The following is a 17,643-nucleotide window of genomic DNA, read 5'->3' as shown; positions in this document are numbered from 1 at the left end:
AAAACAAAAAAACGGTGGTGGCAATGCCATGGATAACCTGTAAGGAAGACTCCGTGCCCATGAAATCGTCGTGACAACAAAGTGCAGTAAAAAGTCGAGCTAACAGCTCCTACTGAGTCAGGGGTGACCTCTGATCCTATGAACTGGAACTTCGAAAGGAGGGAAAGGGCAATTGTGACGTCAAATATTCGGTAGACGTGGGTGAGATTCCCTGTGGCGAATCGTACAAGGCACACCGTTTTGGCTTGTGCGTGACGAATGTATACATTTGTCTAGTTTTTTTCAAACGGTACATATAAAAGTGGAGCATCTAATTGCAAAGGTGGAGTATAAGGGTACGGAGTATTATTTTAATGCCGATATTGTAGGTGGAGTTTTTGGAAGTGGTAAAGCTGAAGAATTCGAAATGAAAGATAGAGGGATTTATATTCCGTTATGGTTGCCGATATATGAGTTGGAAAAAGTGAATATAAAACCGTATGAAGTGGTCGGAAGTATATTCAATCATTATAAAAAGTAAAGTCTGACAACATACAAAAAAAACCATTGACATAGCCTTCTGATTTAAGTATTGTATTCGAGTATGTTTATAATCAGGAGGTTTATATGAGCAATCAAACAACTACACATCATGTGAAAATGACAACAGCAGATCCATCTGGAATCGGTCTATTTGGATTAGCGATGGTAACACTTGTAGCATCATCTCAAAAGTTAGGCTTAACAGATGGCGTTTCACTCGTATTACCATGGGCAATCTTTTTAGGAGGATTTGCACAAATCTTTGCGTGCATTCATGATGCAAAGCATAACAATACATTCGGTACAACAGCATTCGGTGCGTACGGTCTATTTTGGCTAGGCGTTGGAATGACTTGGTTAATTCAACTTGGAGTATTCGGCGAAAAATTAGCACAAGCTGCAGATTCAAAACAGCTTGGTGTAGCCTTTATCGGATATTTAATTTTCACAATCTTTATGACAATTGGTGCAATGGAAACACATAAAGTATTATTTATGATTTTCGTCCTTATTGATTTCTTATTTATCGGTCTTTCATTAAGTACTTTAGGTGTTATGCCGCATGCAATGCATAATTTAGCAGCATATTCTGAACTTCTTATTTCATTATTATCTTTCTATGGTTCAGCAGCAGCAGTGTTAAACACACACTTTGGTAAAGTTGTTTTACCAGTTGGAAAGCCGTTTGGTATTTTTAAAAAGTAATAAAAAGCACAGATGATTGTATAGTCATCTGTGCTTTTTTATATGGAATAAATAAAAATAAAAAATACAATTGAAATTGATTCTCATTATTAATATAATGAGAATGAGAATCATTTATTGTAAGAGGGGGATGCCAAAGTGGCAAAAATTTTAATAGCTTATGCAAGTATGTCAGGAAATACAGAGAGTATTGCTGATTTAATTAAAGTTAGTTTAGATGCTTTTGATCATGAAGTAGTATTGCAAGAAATGGAAGGCATGGATGCTGAAGAATTATTAGCTTATGATGGAATCATTTTAGGATCTTATACGTGGGGAGATGGGGAATTACCATTTGAAGCGGAAGATTTCCATGATGACTTAGAAAATATAGATTTATCAGGGAAGAAAGTAGCGGTATTCGGATCAGGTGATACGGCGTATGAACTATTTTGTGAAGCGGTAACGATATTTGAAGAAAGACTTGTAGAGCGCGGTGCAGAGCTTGTACAAGAAGGGTTGAAAATCGAACTAGCTCCAGAAGATGAAGAGGATGTTGAAAAATGCAGTAATTTTGCAATTGCATTTGCTGAGAAGTTCTAAGAATGGGAGTGTCAACGTGGAGACAATGTTAAGTGCGACCGCTATTACAAAGTTAAGAGATGGAAAGCTTATGTTAGCTACTACATATAATGGTTTATTTATTGAACAAGACGGAGAATGGAAACAAATTTTAAATGGTTTTCAAAAACGAATTAGGGATTTACATAGCGAAGATAATGTAGTGTATGGTGTAGGTGACGAAGGAATTTTTATTCGTAGTATGAATGGTGGAGAGAATTGGACGGTTCAACGTTTTCCAACAAAGGCAACGAGTTGGAACGTGTGTAGTAATATAGAAGGAACTGTCATTGCTCATGGAGATAAAACGTTGTATCATTCGAATGATTTTGGTTCGACATGGGAAATCATTCATCCATTTCTTGAATATGGTGGCGGAGCACCATCTATTCGATCGTTGTTTTTATATAAACATTACTTATTTATCGGTACGAAAATACATGCTAAATATGGTGGTGTTTGGCTCTTTAATTTGGAGACACGTAAATTAAAGAGGATTAAAATCGTAATGAATCAGATGATTTCAGCGTTGACGTTACACAATTCTTATTTAGTAGCAGCCAGTGGGTCGTGCAAGGGGATTAGCGGTAATATTTCTTTTTGTAAAATAGATGAAAGTATAGAGAGTGAAAAAACATATTGGCACACATGTCAAAGTGAGCAAAAAGCAAGTAGCTATTTAGACTTAAGTGTAGATCAACATGTGCTATATACAACGTCAACGCAAAATAAGGCGGGGATTAGTACTGTTTGTCGTGTACTTCTAGAAGAAGGAATTGTTACAGTATGTGACTCAGTTAAAGGGCATGGTTGGCGCATCGTGAACGAAAAAGAAGGCTATGTTGTAGCTGGATCAGGTGAATCAAAAGCAATGCAATGGAAGAAAAAAGTTGTATAGTAAAAAAAACTTTGCTTTTATTATATTGATATGATATATTATATTTAAACCATTTTACTTTTAATAATATAGAGATTTAAATGAGCTGTAACTTCCGAGGAGGATAGCAATGTTAAATCTCCTCAGAGTTGCAGTTTTTTTAATGTCTGACTTATTTTTGTAAAGTGGTTGAAAATGAATATGTACATATAGGTACATTGTAGGAGGATTTTTTTCATGCAAAACGGTAAAGTAAAATGGTTTAACTCAGAAAAAGGTTTCGGATTCATCGAAGTTGAAGGCGGAGAAGACGTATTCGTACATTTCTCAGCTATCCAAGGCGAAGGCTTCAAAACTTTAGAAGAAGGTCAAGAAGTTACTTTCGAAGTAGAACAAGGTAACCGTGGACCTCAAGCTACAAACGTTAACAAGAAGTAATTGTGGAAAAAAGAAGGGCTTGCCCTTCTTTTTTTTTGCGTTTTAATTGAAGAACCTCCTATGTACATAGCATAATGAGATTGAATTTTCGTTTTTTAGATGAAGTATTACATGCATAAAGTGTATGAATAAATAAATACTGAAAATAAAGTATGTGTGTGAAAAGGAATGTAGAAAGAGGTAAAAAAATTGAAAAACACTACACATTTTATTGTGTTTGATATAGAGAGAAATTTTAGGCCATATAAATCAGAAGATCCGTCAGAGATAGTTGATATTGGGGCTGTAAAAATAGAAGCAAGTACAATGAAGATAATTGGAGAATTTTCGGAGTTAGTAAAACCCGGTGCACGACTTACTCGTCATACGACAAAATTAACGGGAATTACAAAGAAAGATTTAATGAATGTAGAGAAATTTCCGCAAATTATAGAGAGATTTATTCAGTTTATCGGAGAAGATTCTATATTTGTTACATGGGGAAAAGAAGATTATCGATTTCTATCTCATGATTGTACGTTACATGGTGTAGAATGCCCTTGTATGGAAAAAGAAAGAAGAATTGATTTACAAAAATTTGTTTTTCAAGCGTATGAAGAATTGTTTGAGCATACACCAAGTTTACAATCTGCAGTAGAACAGCTCGGTTTAATATGGGAAGGGAAGCAACACCGTGCTTTAGCGGATGCTGAGAATACAGCGAACATACTTCTTAAAGCATATAGCGAGAGAGATATTACTAAAAGATATAAAAGACATGGTGAACTCGAGCTTGTAAAGGACGGAAAACTAACAGAAAAAGCGAAAAAAAAGATGCGAAAATGGGTATTTAAAGAAATGAGAAAAAATACTGAGCGTCCTTTCGTTTGGAGTACATTTGAAAGTAGTGACACGTGGGAAAGTATAACGGAAAGATATTATATAAGTGAACCAACAATAGAACTTCTGAAAAAACATTTTCGTACGGCGGTTCGAAAAGCGGAAAGGCAGATTAGGTATTTGGCTGAGATGGAGAAGAATGCAGAGGTTAAATGACATTCTTCTCTATTTGTAGCTACATAAATTTACTGTCATTGTATTGATGGATGAATAAAGTATTCATATAAATAGGAATTGATTTGTTGTGCTACTTTGAAATTTAAGGTGTGGTAAGAAATTTTTTAATATATTCATAAAATTAGAGCCCATAGAAATGAAAGAGGGTAAAGTTGAATGGAAGCAATCTTTAACATTGTAACAGTTTTAGTTTTTGGGATAATATTTACCACGCTATTAGCGGTAATTACACTTCCTTTCATAGCACAGAAGAAGAATTGGAAAAAGCTTAATATCTCTTTAAGTCGTGGTGTATTAAAGATTAAAATAGAAGAGTAAGCTAAGAGTCTTATATATATATATGGGAGGTGTGATAGTGATAGACTTGGATATTAACGATGTTACCGTACAGATGGAATTAAACGGAGTCTTTTGGAATGAGGATGGGATTGCTGAAATGACGGTGACTACAAAAGAAGAGCATTCTTTTATTCTTCGTTTAGTAGTTGACTTAGAAAATAAAACGATTAGGGCGACGAGTATTGAAATAGTGAATGGATTCTGTCCGCTATGCAAACAGAAAAGGAACGAATGTAGTGAATTGAATGACTTGCAAAATAAAATGGAAATTTTAGAAGAAGCCTACGATTGGGTGAGAGAGCATCCAGAATATCGTTTTCAATTATCTTTCTACGATTACAATAAATTTGAGGTAGTGAAGTGAAATTTTCACTTGAACAACATACATAGTGACTAAAAGAACTCGGTCCACTAAAAATATTGAAGAAGATACTTTTAATGGAAATGAGCTTGTACAACAAGGAAGCGATATACTTAATACTGCAACAAATGTCTTCTTGAATCAAAAATAAACATATTTTGTTATAAAGCAGAAAAACCGATTCTTAGTAGAATCGGTTTTTAATATAAATGAAAACTATGCCCCAAATAAAAGAGCGCTTATTAAAAGCGCCCAGTAAAAACAGTTAAATAGAAGAATTTATTCAATCCCGTTCGGATCATAAGAATACTGCTGCTTATTCTCAATCCGTTCAATTACGTCTTGCAACTCGTCTGGCTTCAGAAACTCAATTGGAGAGAAGCCTTTCTCAAATGTAAGTGTATCAGCCTCAATCATTAATACGTATCGGTCATTTACCTTTGCGATATGTATTTGATCCCCGAAATCAGCAAGCAGGGCCTTTACAGAGATATGATCTGCTTTTAGCTTTAATTCCACTTCAGGCGCATGCTCGACGATTTGAGCGGTAGCTTCCATTACTTCTTCGGTTGAAAATTGTTCCATAATTTCGCGTTTCGGACTGGCAGCCCATACTTCCATTGCTTGGTCGAATTGTTCGCGTTCTTCCGTACCTTCTTCAAATACATCTTCAATTTGGTCATATACCATGTCCATTACTTGTGTTTTCATAATTTCAGGCATAGAGCGTTCGTATTCGACGAATTTTAAGAAGTCTTCAAAGTAACGGGCGTGTGATGCTTGGTGAATCTTTAGCTCGCCCACTTCGACCATACCTTCTTCGGGCATGTACGGATATTGGATAGATTTCATATTTTTTGTTGTGATGGCCATTTCAACGTTACGAATTAGTGTGGATTCATCGGAAATGGAAGCGACTTTCGGCTCGAAGTCACATTTCATAACGAAAACGAATGGATCATCAAAGTATTTGCGTAGTTTAGCTTGCGCAATTAAAAATACACCACCGCGTACAGCACTTGTGTCAAGATATGTATAAACGAGAGGTTCGCTCATATCTTTGAAGTTTTCCTTCGTTTCTGCAAAGCGGATGCGATTAAATAAGTTGTAATGAGGATTTGAATCAAGTTCGTGCCCTTCTTCTACAATAAAGCGACCGATCTTTGTCGGAGCTTGCTCTGTTTTCGCATGACGTTCTACTTTTCTCTTTGAAATTTTTAATAATTCTCCATTCAAAAATTCTTTTAAGGAGCTATCTTCATACTCTTCAGCGTCTAATGTTTGAAAATGTTTGTAGCGTTTATCAACAGCTTCACCTTTTCCTTCTACTTGTACAACATAAAAGGAAAGATAATTTATTTCAAAATCCATATTTATCACCTTGTTTCATTTCATTAACTCTTATCAGTATAGAGATGGAAAAAACTTTCGTCAATTTATATAAGGAAGGGGAAGCCCCCTTCCTTCATATATTTTTTATTTCCGAAATTAAAATCCGTCTTCTAATGCTGAAAATGGAATGTTCAGTCTGTTTTCTACTGTACGTAAACGTTGGTTTAAGCGGTTTAATCTACGTGTATGACGTTCAACCGTGTTTTCTAATTGACGTACTCTTTGTTCAAGCTCATTTACTCGTCTTTCTAATTGACGGTTTCCAGCACCAGGAAAAGAGATTGGAAGTTGGAATTGTCGAGTTTGATCATATGGATTAACTTGTTCTACTGGATCTATATATTGTTGGTATTGTGCTTGTAAATCATATTGAGGTTGATAACCAGTTTGGTTATATGGATCGTATGGATTGTAGGGGTACATAAAAACATCCTCCATTTCTTTAAAATAGATTAATTCACCATAATGTATGTGTAAAAGCGGAGTGTGGCACGGCAAATACCTATTTATGTTCACAGGATGTTTTTTATAAATACGAATATGGAGTTTTACATTTGTATTTCGTTCGTTTTATGGTATATACTGGATAATAGGGAGAGGTTACAATTCTATCAAACTCAAACTTTTATGTAAATATATATAGACATTTGGAAAAGAAAAGAGTAATTTATATAGAGTAAAAAATAACTTGTAACAATTTATAAATATATTGTAAAATGATTGTAACAAAACATACATAAAAATGAAATAATACATAAAAGTAGTATTGGGGAAAAGGGGAGAGTATATTGTTCCGTAAAGTAAAGGGTATATTAGTTGGGGTTTTATGTGTAGCTGTAGTGAGTGGCTGTGGTACAAAAGTAAGTGATGTTGCATTAGTAAGTGATATTGGTGGCCACACGGTAGAGGCTAAAGCAGAAGTACAGGATTCTATTAGTTTAGTAGATGGGCGTACAGGTACGGAAGTAAAAAAGTTAGATTTGTCGAGTCTAGGTTATTTTGAAGATGAAGCGAAATTTAAAAAATCAGTTGAGAAGGTTGCTAGGGAAGTTGGGAAAAATGTTGACAAAAAGATGGTCCCTTCACGTCTAGGATCTGATGGAAGTTGGCAAGAAGGGAAACCTTCTTATGAATTAATGGAAAAAGAATTAGTAGATAAATTATTAAACGTAGGTATGTGGGATTCTTCCTATCAATTACCTATTGTTGAGAAGAAGCCTACTGCAACATTAAGTGATGCGCAAGGAAGTGGTACGGTAATTGGTAGATATGAAACGAATTTAGGTGGCTCAACAGGTGGCCGTATTGAAAATATTCGTTTGTCAGCAGCGAGCATAAATGGAGTTGTATTAGCAAAAGGAGACCGTTTCTCTTTCAATGCATTAATTGGTGATACAACGCCAGATAAAGGATATCAATTAGGAAAAGAAATTGTAGATGGTAAATTAGTAGATGGATATGGCGGTGGTGTTTGTCAAACATCATCAACATTATACAATGCGGCAGATCAAGCTGGTTTGAAAATGGTAGAGAGAACAACACATTCTAAAACGGTAGGTTACGTTCCACAAGGAAGAGATGCTACAATTGCATATCCATACTTAGATTTAGTGTTTGAAAATACGAATGATGCACCTGTGAAGCTTTATATGGGCATTCAGGGCGGAAAGTTAGTTGCTGAAGTACATAAAATGCGATAAGAATCATAATCTAGAAAAAGCCATTATTTCTACTAACAATAGAAATAATGGCTTTTTCTGTGTAGTTTATCCAGTATTAGTGATACATTTCAAGACTAGGTGAATGTGAGGAACAAGATGTTTGGGAATTTATCCGGCTTTAATGGGCAGTAAAACCCCCCACCTCAAAATTCAGCGAAAGCAAAGAAGGTTAGGTGGGGGATGAAGAACCCCCCCACTGATTAAAGTTTCACTTTATCGAATTTAATTCTTAGTTTTCATATTGACATTATTAGTTATTAATTGTATTCTTCATAATAACAACTAAATAAATGGAAAAATTTATTAGTTTTCTTATCAAGAGAGATGGAGGGACTGGCCCGATGAAATCTCAGCAACAGGCTATAAAAGTACTGTGCTAAGTCCAGCAAACGTATGAAGCGTTTGGAAGATGAGGGGAAATGGATTAACATTCAACTCTTCTTATATGTGTAAGAAGAGTTTTTTATTTAGAGAGGGGGGATAGAGTGAAGTTTGATGTAACGTATTTTTTAGAAAGTTTTCCGCAATTATTTAAGTATGTATACATAACTTTAGGAATTACTGTAGTTTCAATGATTATTTCTTTTGTTATAGGGATAGGTTTGGCGATCATAACGAAAAACAAAACGAAATTTCTATATTCTATTGCAAGAGTATATATATCTTTCTTTAGAGGAACACCTTTATTAGTTCAATTGTTCGTGTTGTATTTCGGATTGCCGCAAATATTCCCAACCTTTACAGTACTTACAGCGATGCAAGCGACTTTAATTGGTCTCAGTTTAAATAATGCAGCGTATTTGTCAGAAATTATTCGAGGTTCATTAAATGCTGTCGAATCGGGACAAATGGATGCTTGTTTATCAGTTGGGATGACAAAGGCGCAAGCTATGCGACAGATTATCTTTCCGCAAGCTATTCGGGTTGCAGTACCGTCACTTGGAAATAATTTTGTTGGATTGTTAAAAGAATCTTCGTTATCTTTTGCACTTGGGGTGGCTGAAATTTTAGCGCAAGCGAAAATGTTAGCGGCACAATCGTATCGTTATATGGAAAGTTACTTAGCGGTAGCGATTGTATATTGGATTATTACAATCGTAATTAGCTGGGGACAGAAAAAGTTAGAAAAGAAACTTGATGCACCGTATTTGTAACAAGGATGAGGTGATATGTGTGATTGAGATAAGTGATTTGTATAAATCTTATAAGAGTAATGAAGTACTAAAAGGAATCTCACTTACTGTAAATAAAGGAGAAGTGGTAGTCATTATTGGACCTTCTGGTTCAGGTAAATCGACACTATTAAGATGTTTAAATTTATTAGAACAACCAGAGGGTGGAAGTATTAGAATTGAAGATTTAGAGATTCATGTGAAGAAGCTTTATAAAAAGGAAATAATAAAATTACGCCAAAAAACAGCAATGGTTTTTCAAAACTATAATTTATTTAAAAATAAAACAGCATTGCAAAATATTACAACGCCATTAACAGTTGTACAGAAAAAAAGTGAAGAAGAAGCAAAAAGAATAGCAAGAGAAATATTAAAACAAGTAGGTTTAGCTGAAAAAGAAAATTTCTACCCAACGATGTTATCAGGTGGGCAACAACAAAGAATAGGTATTGCTAGGGCAATGGCTTTAAATCCCGCTGTATTATTGTTTGATGAACCGACTTCTGCACTTGATCCAGAATTAGTGAACGAGGTATTGCAAGTCATTAAGGATTTGGCAAGGCAGCATATAACGATGGTTATTGTCACACATGAAATGAATTTCGCAAAAGAAGTAGCGGACCGTATTATATTTATGGCTGAAGGCATTATTGTAGAGCAGGGAACGCCAGAAGAAATTTTTCGGAATCCACAAAATGAGCGTACGAAAAAGTTTTTACGACAATTGAATGCTTCAGAAGAAGGCAATCATTTCGTTATTTAGGAGGAAAAATTATGAGGAAATCATCATTATTACTAACATTGGCATTAACAGTATCGGTTGGGCTTTTATCTGCTTGTGGTTCAGATACAGCGAGCAAAAAAACAGATGAAAAAGTAGTGAAAGTTGGGACGTCTGCAGGTCGTAGTCCATTTATTTTTAAAGAGGGTGAGAAAGTAAAAGGCTTTGATGCTGAAATTATTGAAGCGGCTGCTAAAAAAGCTGGATATAAAGTTGAATGGAACGTTTCTGATTTTGAAGGATTATTCGGTTTATTAGACTCGGGTCGTATTGATACAATTGCAAATGAATTATCGGTTTCTCCGGAAAGAAAAAAGAAATATGACTTTTCAATTCCATATGTTTATTCAGGATCTGTTTTCGCGGTGAAGAAAGATAATAATACAATTAAATCGATAGAAGATCTAAAAGGAAAGACTGTAGGTGTGGGGCTTGGTACAGCCGGGGAACAAGAATTAAAAGCTTTAAATAAAAATAATGCTTTTACAATTAAAACGTTCTCAGAAGATCCAACAGCAGAATTGAATGAAGTGGGACTTGGTCGTGTAGATGCTTACTATAATGATAAAGTGCAAGTAGAAACAACAATTAAAAAGGCAGATTTAGATAATGTGAAAGTAGGATTTGGTCCACTTAAATGGGGAGAGATTGCATTTCCATTTGCTAAAAAGAGCGAAAAGTTAGAAGATATAAATAAAGCATTGAAAGAATTAGAACAAGATGGGACATTAAGCGAAATATCAAAAAAATGGCTGAAAGTTGATGCTACAAAAAAACAAAATTAAAGTATGTTCGTTGAATGTGGCTATTGTCCATCAACTTATATAAAAATAAAAGGAAATTGGGGAGGAAGTTACTCATGGTACAAATTCATCCAAAAACACGTATTGGTCATGTTGAATTTAAGGTGTTAGATTTAGAACGTCAAATTGCCTTTTATGAGAATGTTGTAGGCTTAGAAGTAATTAAGCAAGAGGGGAATAAAGCATATTTATCTGGAAAAGGTGGAAAGAATACATTACTTGTTCTTGAAAAGTTAGAGGACGGGGTACTGCAAGAGCCGCGTACGACTGGTATATATCATGTAGCCTTTTTAGTTCCGACTCGTGAGGCTTTTGCGTCGGCATTATTTGGTGTGATTCGTAATAAGAATGTAATTGATAGTCCAGCTGAGCAAGAGGGACGTTATACATATTCAAATGAAATTTTACCAATTTCAAGGTTTAATAGTGCGAGTGATCATACGTATAGCGAAGCGTTTTATTTACAAGACTTAGAGGGAAATGGTATTGAAATATATGCGGATCGTCCGCGCGATCAGTGGGGAGAAGGGCCAGGAGGAAGTACGCCGCTAGATTTAAAAGAACTAGCAACACTTGTTGATTATGAATTTGATGGATTACCTGCTAATACTGTTGTGGGGCACGTACATTTACGAATAGCTGATGTAGAGAAGTCACACGAGTTTTATGTAGAGACAGTAGGGTTTGAAGTGCAACAACGCGAAGATGACTGCTTATTCATTTCTGCAGGAGGATATCATCACCATATCGGTGCAAATACGTGGAACGGAGTAAATAATCCGCACCCACCGGCATATGCAACTGGATTAAAAGTGTATACGATAGTACTGCCGCATAAAGAAGCGTTAGATGAAGTGAAAGAAAGATTAATAGAAAAACAACATAGAATAAATGAGATTTTAAATGGATTTACTGTAGTAGACCCGAGTGGTATTACAGTACAGTTTGAAATAGAAACAGCATAAAAGAAGTCGGAAGGTGTATAATTACCTTCCGATTTCTTTTTGATACGTAATCCAGGTAGCACAAGGATTGAAAGGGAAAGATTTTAATATCTCCATTGCATATATACTTGTTGAATCGAATTCACCTTGAAAGAAAGAATAACCGTGTGTATTTGCATACATAGCTTGTTTGAAAATGAGAAGTTTCAGTAAGGATACATTTTCTGTATTGTGAGTCCCGCACCATCCTAGTTCTACTGTATTATCCTTTTCTGATGTATGGAGGAAAGAGTATGCCATAATTTGATGCTCTTCATCTATAATGAGAAAGCTCCCATTTAGTAGTACGTCATCAGCTAAAATCATCTCTTGCCAAGTTTGTAGTGGGAATGAGGCAACGGGATTTGCTAGGTGGGTTTGCTCATAATTTTCTTTTACTAAGTAGGCTAGTTTTTCTAATAAATTATTATTTGATACGATGTTCGATAAAGTTTGTATATGATAATTTGAATTAGGGACTATCTCGATAGAAACTATTTTTTGTAAGTCTAATATCGGCATATATGTTCTTCGGATTTCCGTAAAATTATGTTCTTCAAAAAATGCTTTTAAATGAGCTGATGTTTCCCATATAGAGGTTTGTAATGGGAGTTTAAAGTTTTCTCGCTTTTGAATCTCGTTTAATAAAAATTCTTCAATGTGTAGCTCTGCATAGAAAGGATTCGTATATATTCGAAAGTATGTGCAGTATGGATGGAAGTTACTGCCCCAGGTGAAAAAGATGCCTACTACATCTTTTTTATAGTAGGCAACATACGCACATTTTGTTTTATTATCTCGTAATAAGTGAAATACGTACGATTCTTCATTGTATAAATCAATAAGTTGTTTTACTTGTAGCTCATTACTTCTACTATACTTCTCTATAACAAGGTTATTTTCATTGGAGGACTTCTTCATAGCTCAATCCAAAATCTTCTTACTACATTCCCATCTTCCTCAATGAAATCATCATCACGAACCCCGCCGTTATGTAAAATTGTTTTTTCTGAAGCAGTATTTACTGCATCGCAAACGACAAGTGCTCTCGTGATGTTTAATTTCTTAGTTTTTTCTAGGGATAATTCTAATAACTTCGTAGCATAACCTTTTCTTCTTTCAGAAGGGCGAATACCATAACCGATATGACCGCCAGCGTTAAATAAATGTTCGGTTAAACTATGACGTATATTAACAGCTCCTACAATTCTATTATTATCTGTAACGAGCCAATACGTAGAGTCTGGTACCCAAGATTGGGGAATGTTTATTCCGTTATGCGCATCGTGTAGTTCTTGCACCATAGCTGGTAAGTTAGAAGGGTCCTTTGTAATAACCCACGGAATCATCGTTTCACCGCTATCTTTCCATTCGTTATAAAAATCTAAGTATTCGTCTTGTAAATCGGTAGTAGGTGTAAGCAAAGAGACGTTCATTGTGAGTAAGCTCCTTTATTTATGTAGTATGTATAAAAAAATCACGACATGAAATGAAAGCGTTTTCTTTATTTTCTCAACCTCATTTCATGTTATCCACCTTTGTTTTTTCAAGAAAATGAGTGTATGTTTAAAATTAGAAGTTATTTATTTTATGTTAATATTTTAAATATTAACATAAAACGGCCTAGGTATTAAGTGTATTTTAGTAAAATTCCTTCATATCGATAAATGGATGTGTGTGATAATTTTTATTTTATCTATCTATAATGAATGAAAGGGGGAAGGGCTCGTGAGTGTAAATATTGATTTCATTATACGAATCGGTGTTGCTGGTTTGTTAGGAGCAATAATCGGTATTGAAAGGGAAATTCGATCAAAAGAAGCGGGCTTAAAAACACATTTCCTAGTAGCGGTAGGAAGTGCTTTAATAATGGTCGTTTCGAAATATGCTTTTTCAGATATTATGAATGAAGATCATATGGCACTAGATCCGAGTCGTATTGCAGCGCAAGTTGTTAGTGGAGTAGGTTTTTTAGGTGCAGGTACAATTATTATTCAAAAGCAGGCGGTGAAAGGATTAACGACAGCAGCTGGTTTATGGGCTACAGCAGGAATTGGATTAGCAATTGGTGCTGGTATGTATGTAGTAGGAATTGGAGCGACGATTCTCGTTTTAATTGGTTTAGAGATTGTAAGTCGTATTTTTAAGGTGCAATTTTTATTTCCGCAAAATATAATGGTGCAAATGTGTATAAATAAACGTGAAGCAGTACAACAAATATTAGAAACACTTCATATGAAAGGCATTCCAATACTTTCATATGAAGTGGAAGCTTCACAGCAAGGGATAGAAATTGTTTATAAGGTAGGGATGCAACTGAAAAACATATCGTCAGAAGAAAAGAATGAGTTTATTCAGCATATGCAAACATTACCAGAAGTTACATTCATAAAGTTAAAATCATAGTTTTGAAAACGAGGATAGATGTAGTGGGAATTTCGCTATTATCTATCTTTTTTTGATATAAAACGCACATAAAGTCAAGTGTTAATTTTGCATGGTATGGATACATGTGTGAACGTTACCTTATTTTTTCTCAATACAGTATAAAAAGTAAAAATAGTAAAATAATGGTGCGGTACACTAAAAAATGTAAGGTAGGGGAGAGCATGAAAGGCTATTCAAAAAAAGTGTTAGTAGGGGTAAGTTTTGCTAGTTTCATGTTAGGGAGTTTTCAAGGGGACGCATTGGCAGAAGGTACAAAGGGAGAGCAAGTTTCATATCGGAATGTGCTCAAAATGGAGCCGATTGGTTTACAATTACCAGTGCAAGAATTAGCTCATTCATCAAAAGTGCTAGAAAATAAGTCTTTTGAGAAAAGGCTAAAATTTGCTGATTTGTCACAAAGACCGCCTGAAGTGAAAAAGGAAAGTAAGCAATTAGCTGTAGCGAAAACGTATACAATTGCTGAATTAAATCAATTGAGCAATCAGCAGTTAGTGGACTTACTTGTAACAATTGATTGGGAGCAAATTACTGGGCTATTTCAGTTTAATAAGGATAGTCTTGCATTCTATCAAAATGATAGTAGAATGCAGGCAATTATTGATAAATTGAACCAGCAAGGACAAGCTTATACGAAAGATGATTCAAAAGGGATTGAGACTTTAGTAGAGGTGTTACGATCTGGTTTTTATTTAGGATTTTATCATACAGAATTAAGTAAACTAAATGAGCGAAGCTATCATGATAAATGCTTACCTGCATTAAAAACGATTGCGAATAACTCGAATTTCAAGCTCGGTACGTTAGAACAAAATAGAGTTGTCTCATCATATGGAAAATTAATTGGAAATGCTTCAAGTGATGTGGAAACGATCACATCAGCTGCAAAGATTTTTAAACAATATAATGATAATTTTTCTACATTGGTAGATAATCTTTCAGCTGGAAATGCGATTTACGATATTATGCAAGGTGTTGATTACGATATTCAATCGTATTTGTACGATACGAGAAAAGCACCGGAAGATACAATATGGTATCAAAAAATTGATAGCTATATTAATGAATTAAGTCGTTTTGCCTTAATTGGAACGGTGACAGCGAAAAATGGTTGGTTAATTAATAATGGTATTTATTATACAGGTAGACTTGGTACGTTCCATAGTACAGAAACGAAAGGATTACAAGTTGTAACAGATGCCATGAAAATCTATCCGTATTTAGGTGAGCAATATTTCGTAGCTGCTGAGCAAATTGCGACGAATTATGGCGGGAAAGATGCGAATGGTAAAGTGGTTGATCTAGATCAAATAAGAGAAGATGGTAAGAAAAAATATTTACCGAAAACGTATACGTTCGATGATGGAGCAATTGTGTTAAAAGCTGGAGATAAGGTGACTGAGGAAAAAGTAAAACGTCTATATTGGGCGGCAAAAGAAGTGAAGGCACAATTCCATCGTACGGTTGAAAGTGACCAGCCGTTAGAAAAAGGCAATCCTGATGATGTATTAACGATGGTTGTTTATAATAGCCCAGCTGAATATCAATTTAACCGTCAATTATACGGGTATGAAACGAATAACGGCGGTCTTTATATAGAAGGAACAGGTACGTTCTTTACTTATGAACGTACGCCAGAAGAAAGCATTTATAGTTTGGAAGAATTGTTCCGACATGAGTTCACGCATTATTTACAAGGTAGATATGAAGTGCCAGGACTTTGGGGACAAGGGAAGATGTATGAGAATGAGAGATTATCTTGGTTTGAAGAAGGGAATGCGGAGTTTTTTGCAGGTGCAACGAGAACAGATAATGTTGTACCGAGAAAGAGTATTATAGGAGGCATATCTTCAAATCCAGCAGAACGTTATACAGCAGAGAGAACGTTAAACGCAAAATATGGAACGTGGGATTTCTATAATTATTCCTTCGCTTTACAATCGTACATGTACAATAAGAGATATGATATGTTTGACAAAATTCATGATCTTATTAGGAAAAATGATGTAACAGCATATGATGCATACCGCTCTGCTTTAAGTAAAGATGCGAATTTAAATAAAGAGTATCAAGACTATATGCAAATGTTAGTAGATAACCGTGAGAAATATAATGTTCCATTAGTATCAGATGATTATTTAGCGACGCACGCACCGAAACCAGTTTCAGATATTGCAGCAGAAATTACAGCAGAAGCAAAATTAAGTAATGTATCAGTTAAGAAAAACAAATCACAGTTCTTTCATACATTTACACTACAAGGAACATATACAGGTACGACTGCAAAAGGAGAATATGAAGACTGGAAGACAATTACACAAAACGTAAATGATACGTTAAAACGTTTAAGTGCGAAAGAATGGACAGGCTATAAAACAGTAACAGCTTATTTCGTAAATTACCGTGTGAATGCAGCAGGACAATTTGAGTATGATGTTGTATTCCATGGGATTAATACAGAAGAAGGTGCTGTGAATAAAGCGCCAGTTGCGGTTATAAACGGCTCATATAGCGGAAATGTAAATGCAGCAATTTCGTTTAAAAGCGATGGATCGAAAGATGAAGATGGAAAAATTGTTGCTTATAAATGGGAGTTTGGTGATGGTACTGTAAGTAATGAACAAAATCCGACTCATGTATACACAAAAGAAGGAACATATACGGCAAAATTAACAGTAACAGATGACAAAGGATTAACGAATACTGCTACAACGAATGTAACGGTTCAAAAGAAAGAAGATAATAGTGTAGAAAAAGAGCCGAATAACTCATTCCAGACAGCAAATAAACTGCAATTCAATCAAGTTTTACGTGCTAGTTTAGGAAACGGTGATACGAGTGATTACTTTGAAATAAATGTGGAAACGGCGAAAAACCTGCAAATTAATGTAACGAAGGAAAATAATATTGGAGTAAACTGGGTTCTTTATTCGGAAGCAGATTTAAATAATTATGTTACGTATGCCCAGCAAGAAGGAAATAAGTTAGTAGGAAGTTACTACACGTATCCAGGGAAATATTATTTACATGTGTATCAGTATGGCGGGGGAACAGGGAATTATACGGTAGAAGTGAAATAGTAAAAAGGTCGCCGTGAGTGGCGACCTTTTTGTTGCGTGTTATACAAAAAAATTTACAAAAGCTTGATCGGCACTACCAAGAGAAAATAACGTAGCTACCATATGTGCAGTCCATTTAGGCATATTTAATTTCAATACGGTATTGTACAAGATTCTATATAAGGGGGCCTGCCGACGAAACGCGGAAATTATACGCTAAGCATAAGTTTACCAATAAAATAAAAAACAAAGTCTGTAAATTTATGTAAAATAATGATATGATTTAATTGAATATAAAGAAAAAGGAAACCGATACAGCTTGTGCGTATGCAGTGCATTTTGGTCTAGGTCGCAGTCTTTTAACGTGCTCGAACTACAGGAGGAGTAAG

Annotated in this window: 18 protein-coding genes, 1 pseudogene and 1 riboswitch; of the genes and pseudogenes, 15 read left to right on the top strand and 4 right to left on the bottom strand. The window is 35.1% G+C overall.

Features of this window, described 5'->3' with window-relative positions; all coding sequences use genetic code 11:
* Positions 1–289 precede the first annotated feature (289 nt).
* From NLJ82_RS16710 to NLJ82_RS16675, 8 genes and pseudogenes are all read left to right on the top strand, one after another.
* A pseudogene (locus NLJ82_RS16710) lies at positions 290–520 on the top strand (NUDIX hydrolase); the annotation flags it as partial.
* An 86-nt stretch (positions 521–606) separates the two neighbouring features.
* Complete coding sequence (locus NLJ82_RS16705; RefSeq protein WP_000070938.1) at positions 607–1,227, top strand: acetate uptake transporter; 621 nt, start codon at positions 607–609, stop codon at positions 1,225–1,227.
* 138 nt (positions 1,228–1,365) lie between these two features.
* Positions 1,366–1,809 (top strand): flavodoxin, encoded by a 444-nt coding sequence (locus tag NLJ82_RS16700; RefSeq protein WP_001062756.1) that lies wholly within the window; start codon positions 1,366–1,368, stop codon positions 1,807–1,809.
* 16 nt (positions 1,810–1,825) lie between these two features.
* Entirely contained in the window at positions 1,826–2,725 is a 900-nt protein-coding gene (locus tag NLJ82_RS16695; protein WP_000449507.1) for a WD40/YVTN/BNR-like repeat-containing protein, read from the top strand.
* Positions 2,726–2,941: 216 nt separating this feature from the next.
* Positions 2,942–3,142, top strand: a complete 201-nt coding sequence (gene cspB / locus NLJ82_RS16690; RefSeq protein ID WP_001179150.1) for a cold shock-like protein CspB — start codon at positions 2,942–2,944, stop codon at positions 3,140–3,142.
* A 189-nt stretch (positions 3,143–3,331) separates the two neighbouring features.
* Entirely contained in the window at positions 3,332–4,177 is an 846-nt protein-coding gene (locus NLJ82_RS16685) for an exonuclease (protein WP_000799576.1), read from the top strand.
* Between the two features lie 177 nt (positions 4,178–4,354).
* On the top strand, positions 4,355–4,516 hold the full coding sequence (locus tag NLJ82_RS16680; protein ID WP_000387291.1) for a hypothetical protein: 162 nt from the start codon (positions 4,355–4,357) through the stop codon (positions 4,514–4,516).
* Between the two features lie 37 nt (positions 4,517–4,553).
* Positions 4,554–4,901, top strand: a complete 348-nt coding sequence (locus tag NLJ82_RS16675) for a hypothetical protein (protein ID WP_000566118.1) — start codon at positions 4,554–4,556, stop codon at positions 4,899–4,901.
* A 276-nt stretch (positions 4,902–5,177) separates the two neighbouring features.
* On the opposite strand, the gene NLJ82_RS16670 is transcribed toward NLJ82_RS16675, so the two are convergent.
* Together NLJ82_RS16670 and NLJ82_RS16665 are read right to left on the bottom strand one after the other, a co-directional pair.
* On the bottom strand, positions 5,178–6,269 hold the full coding sequence (locus NLJ82_RS16670; RefSeq protein ID WP_000345047.1) for a DUF3900 domain-containing protein: 1,092 nt from the start codon (positions 6,267–6,269) through the stop codon (positions 5,178–5,180).
* 117 nt (positions 6,270–6,386) lie between these two features.
* Complete coding sequence (locus NLJ82_RS16665) at positions 6,387–6,728, bottom strand: hypothetical protein (RefSeq protein WP_001997954.1); 342 nt, start codon at positions 6,726–6,728, stop codon at positions 6,387–6,389.
* A gap of 350 nt (positions 6,729–7,078) precedes the next feature.
* Between NLJ82_RS16665 and NLJ82_RS16660 the strand changes: the two genes are divergently transcribed.
* The 5 genes from NLJ82_RS16660 to NLJ82_RS16640 all read left to right on the top strand — a co-directional run bounded on the left by NLJ82_RS16660 (position 7,079) and on the right by NLJ82_RS16640 (position 11,732).
* Positions 7,079–7,990, top strand: coding sequence for a VanW family protein (locus NLJ82_RS16660; protein ID WP_000488988.1), 912 nt, complete (start codon positions 7,079–7,081; stop codon positions 7,988–7,990).
* Between the two features lie 330 nt (positions 7,991–8,320).
* Positions 8,321–8,427, top strand: a riboswitch (SAM riboswitch).
* A 69-nt stretch (positions 8,428–8,496) separates the two neighbouring features.
* Positions 8,497–9,165: an amino acid ABC transporter permease gene (locus NLJ82_RS16655; RefSeq protein ID WP_000667175.1), complete on the top strand. Its 669-nt coding sequence runs from the start codon at positions 8,497–8,499 to the stop codon at positions 9,163–9,165.
* Positions 9,166–9,184: 19 nt separating this feature from the next.
* Positions 9,185–9,946: an amino acid ABC transporter ATP-binding protein gene (locus NLJ82_RS16650; RefSeq protein WP_000570173.1), complete on the top strand. Its 762-nt coding sequence runs from the start codon at positions 9,185–9,187 to the stop codon at positions 9,944–9,946.
* A gap of 11 nt (positions 9,947–9,957) precedes the next feature.
* On the top strand, positions 9,958–10,749 hold the full coding sequence (locus NLJ82_RS16645; RefSeq protein ID WP_001232341.1) for an amino acid ABC transporter substrate-binding protein: 792 nt from the start codon (positions 9,958–9,960) through the stop codon (positions 10,747–10,749).
* A gap of 74 nt (positions 10,750–10,823) precedes the next feature.
* Positions 10,824–11,732, top strand: a complete 909-nt coding sequence (locus tag NLJ82_RS16640; RefSeq protein ID WP_000249887.1) for a VOC family protein — start codon at positions 10,824–10,826, stop codon at positions 11,730–11,732.
* 21 nt (positions 11,733–11,753) lie between these two features.
* Here NLJ82_RS16640 and NLJ82_RS16635 read toward each other — a convergent pair whose 3' ends face one another.
* Positions 11,754–12,671, bottom strand: coding sequence for a hypothetical protein (locus NLJ82_RS16635; protein WP_000749784.1), 918 nt, complete (start codon positions 12,669–12,671; stop codon positions 11,754–11,756).
* Positions 12,668–13,186, bottom strand: a complete 519-nt coding sequence (locus tag NLJ82_RS16630; RefSeq protein WP_001103110.1) for a GNAT family N-acetyltransferase — start codon at positions 13,184–13,186, stop codon at positions 12,668–12,670. Before NLJ82_RS16630 ends, NLJ82_RS16635 begins: the two co-directional genes overlap by 4 nt.
* Before the next feature lie 292 nt (positions 13,187–13,478).
* Here NLJ82_RS16630 and NLJ82_RS16625 point away from each other — a divergent pair, with 292 nt between their 5' ends.
* Positions 13,479–14,156, top strand: coding sequence for an MgtC/SapB family protein (locus NLJ82_RS16625; RefSeq protein WP_000115697.1), 678 nt, complete (start codon positions 13,479–13,481; stop codon positions 14,154–14,156).
* 203 nt (positions 14,157–14,359) lie between these two features.
* Entirely contained in the window at positions 14,360–17,275 is a 2,916-nt protein-coding gene (colA, locus tag NLJ82_RS16620) for a collagenase ColA (protein WP_000679536.1), read from the top strand.
* The last annotated feature ends 368 nt before the right edge of the window (positions 17,276–17,643 follow it).

The organism is Bacillus paranthracis (assembly GCF_024296885.1).
GTDB classification, from domain to species: Bacteria; Bacillota; Bacilli; order Bacillales; family Bacillaceae_G; genus Bacillus_A; species Bacillus_A paranthracis.
Note: the sequence above shows the minus strand (reverse complement) of the source record. Positions and strands in the feature narration are given on the sequence as shown.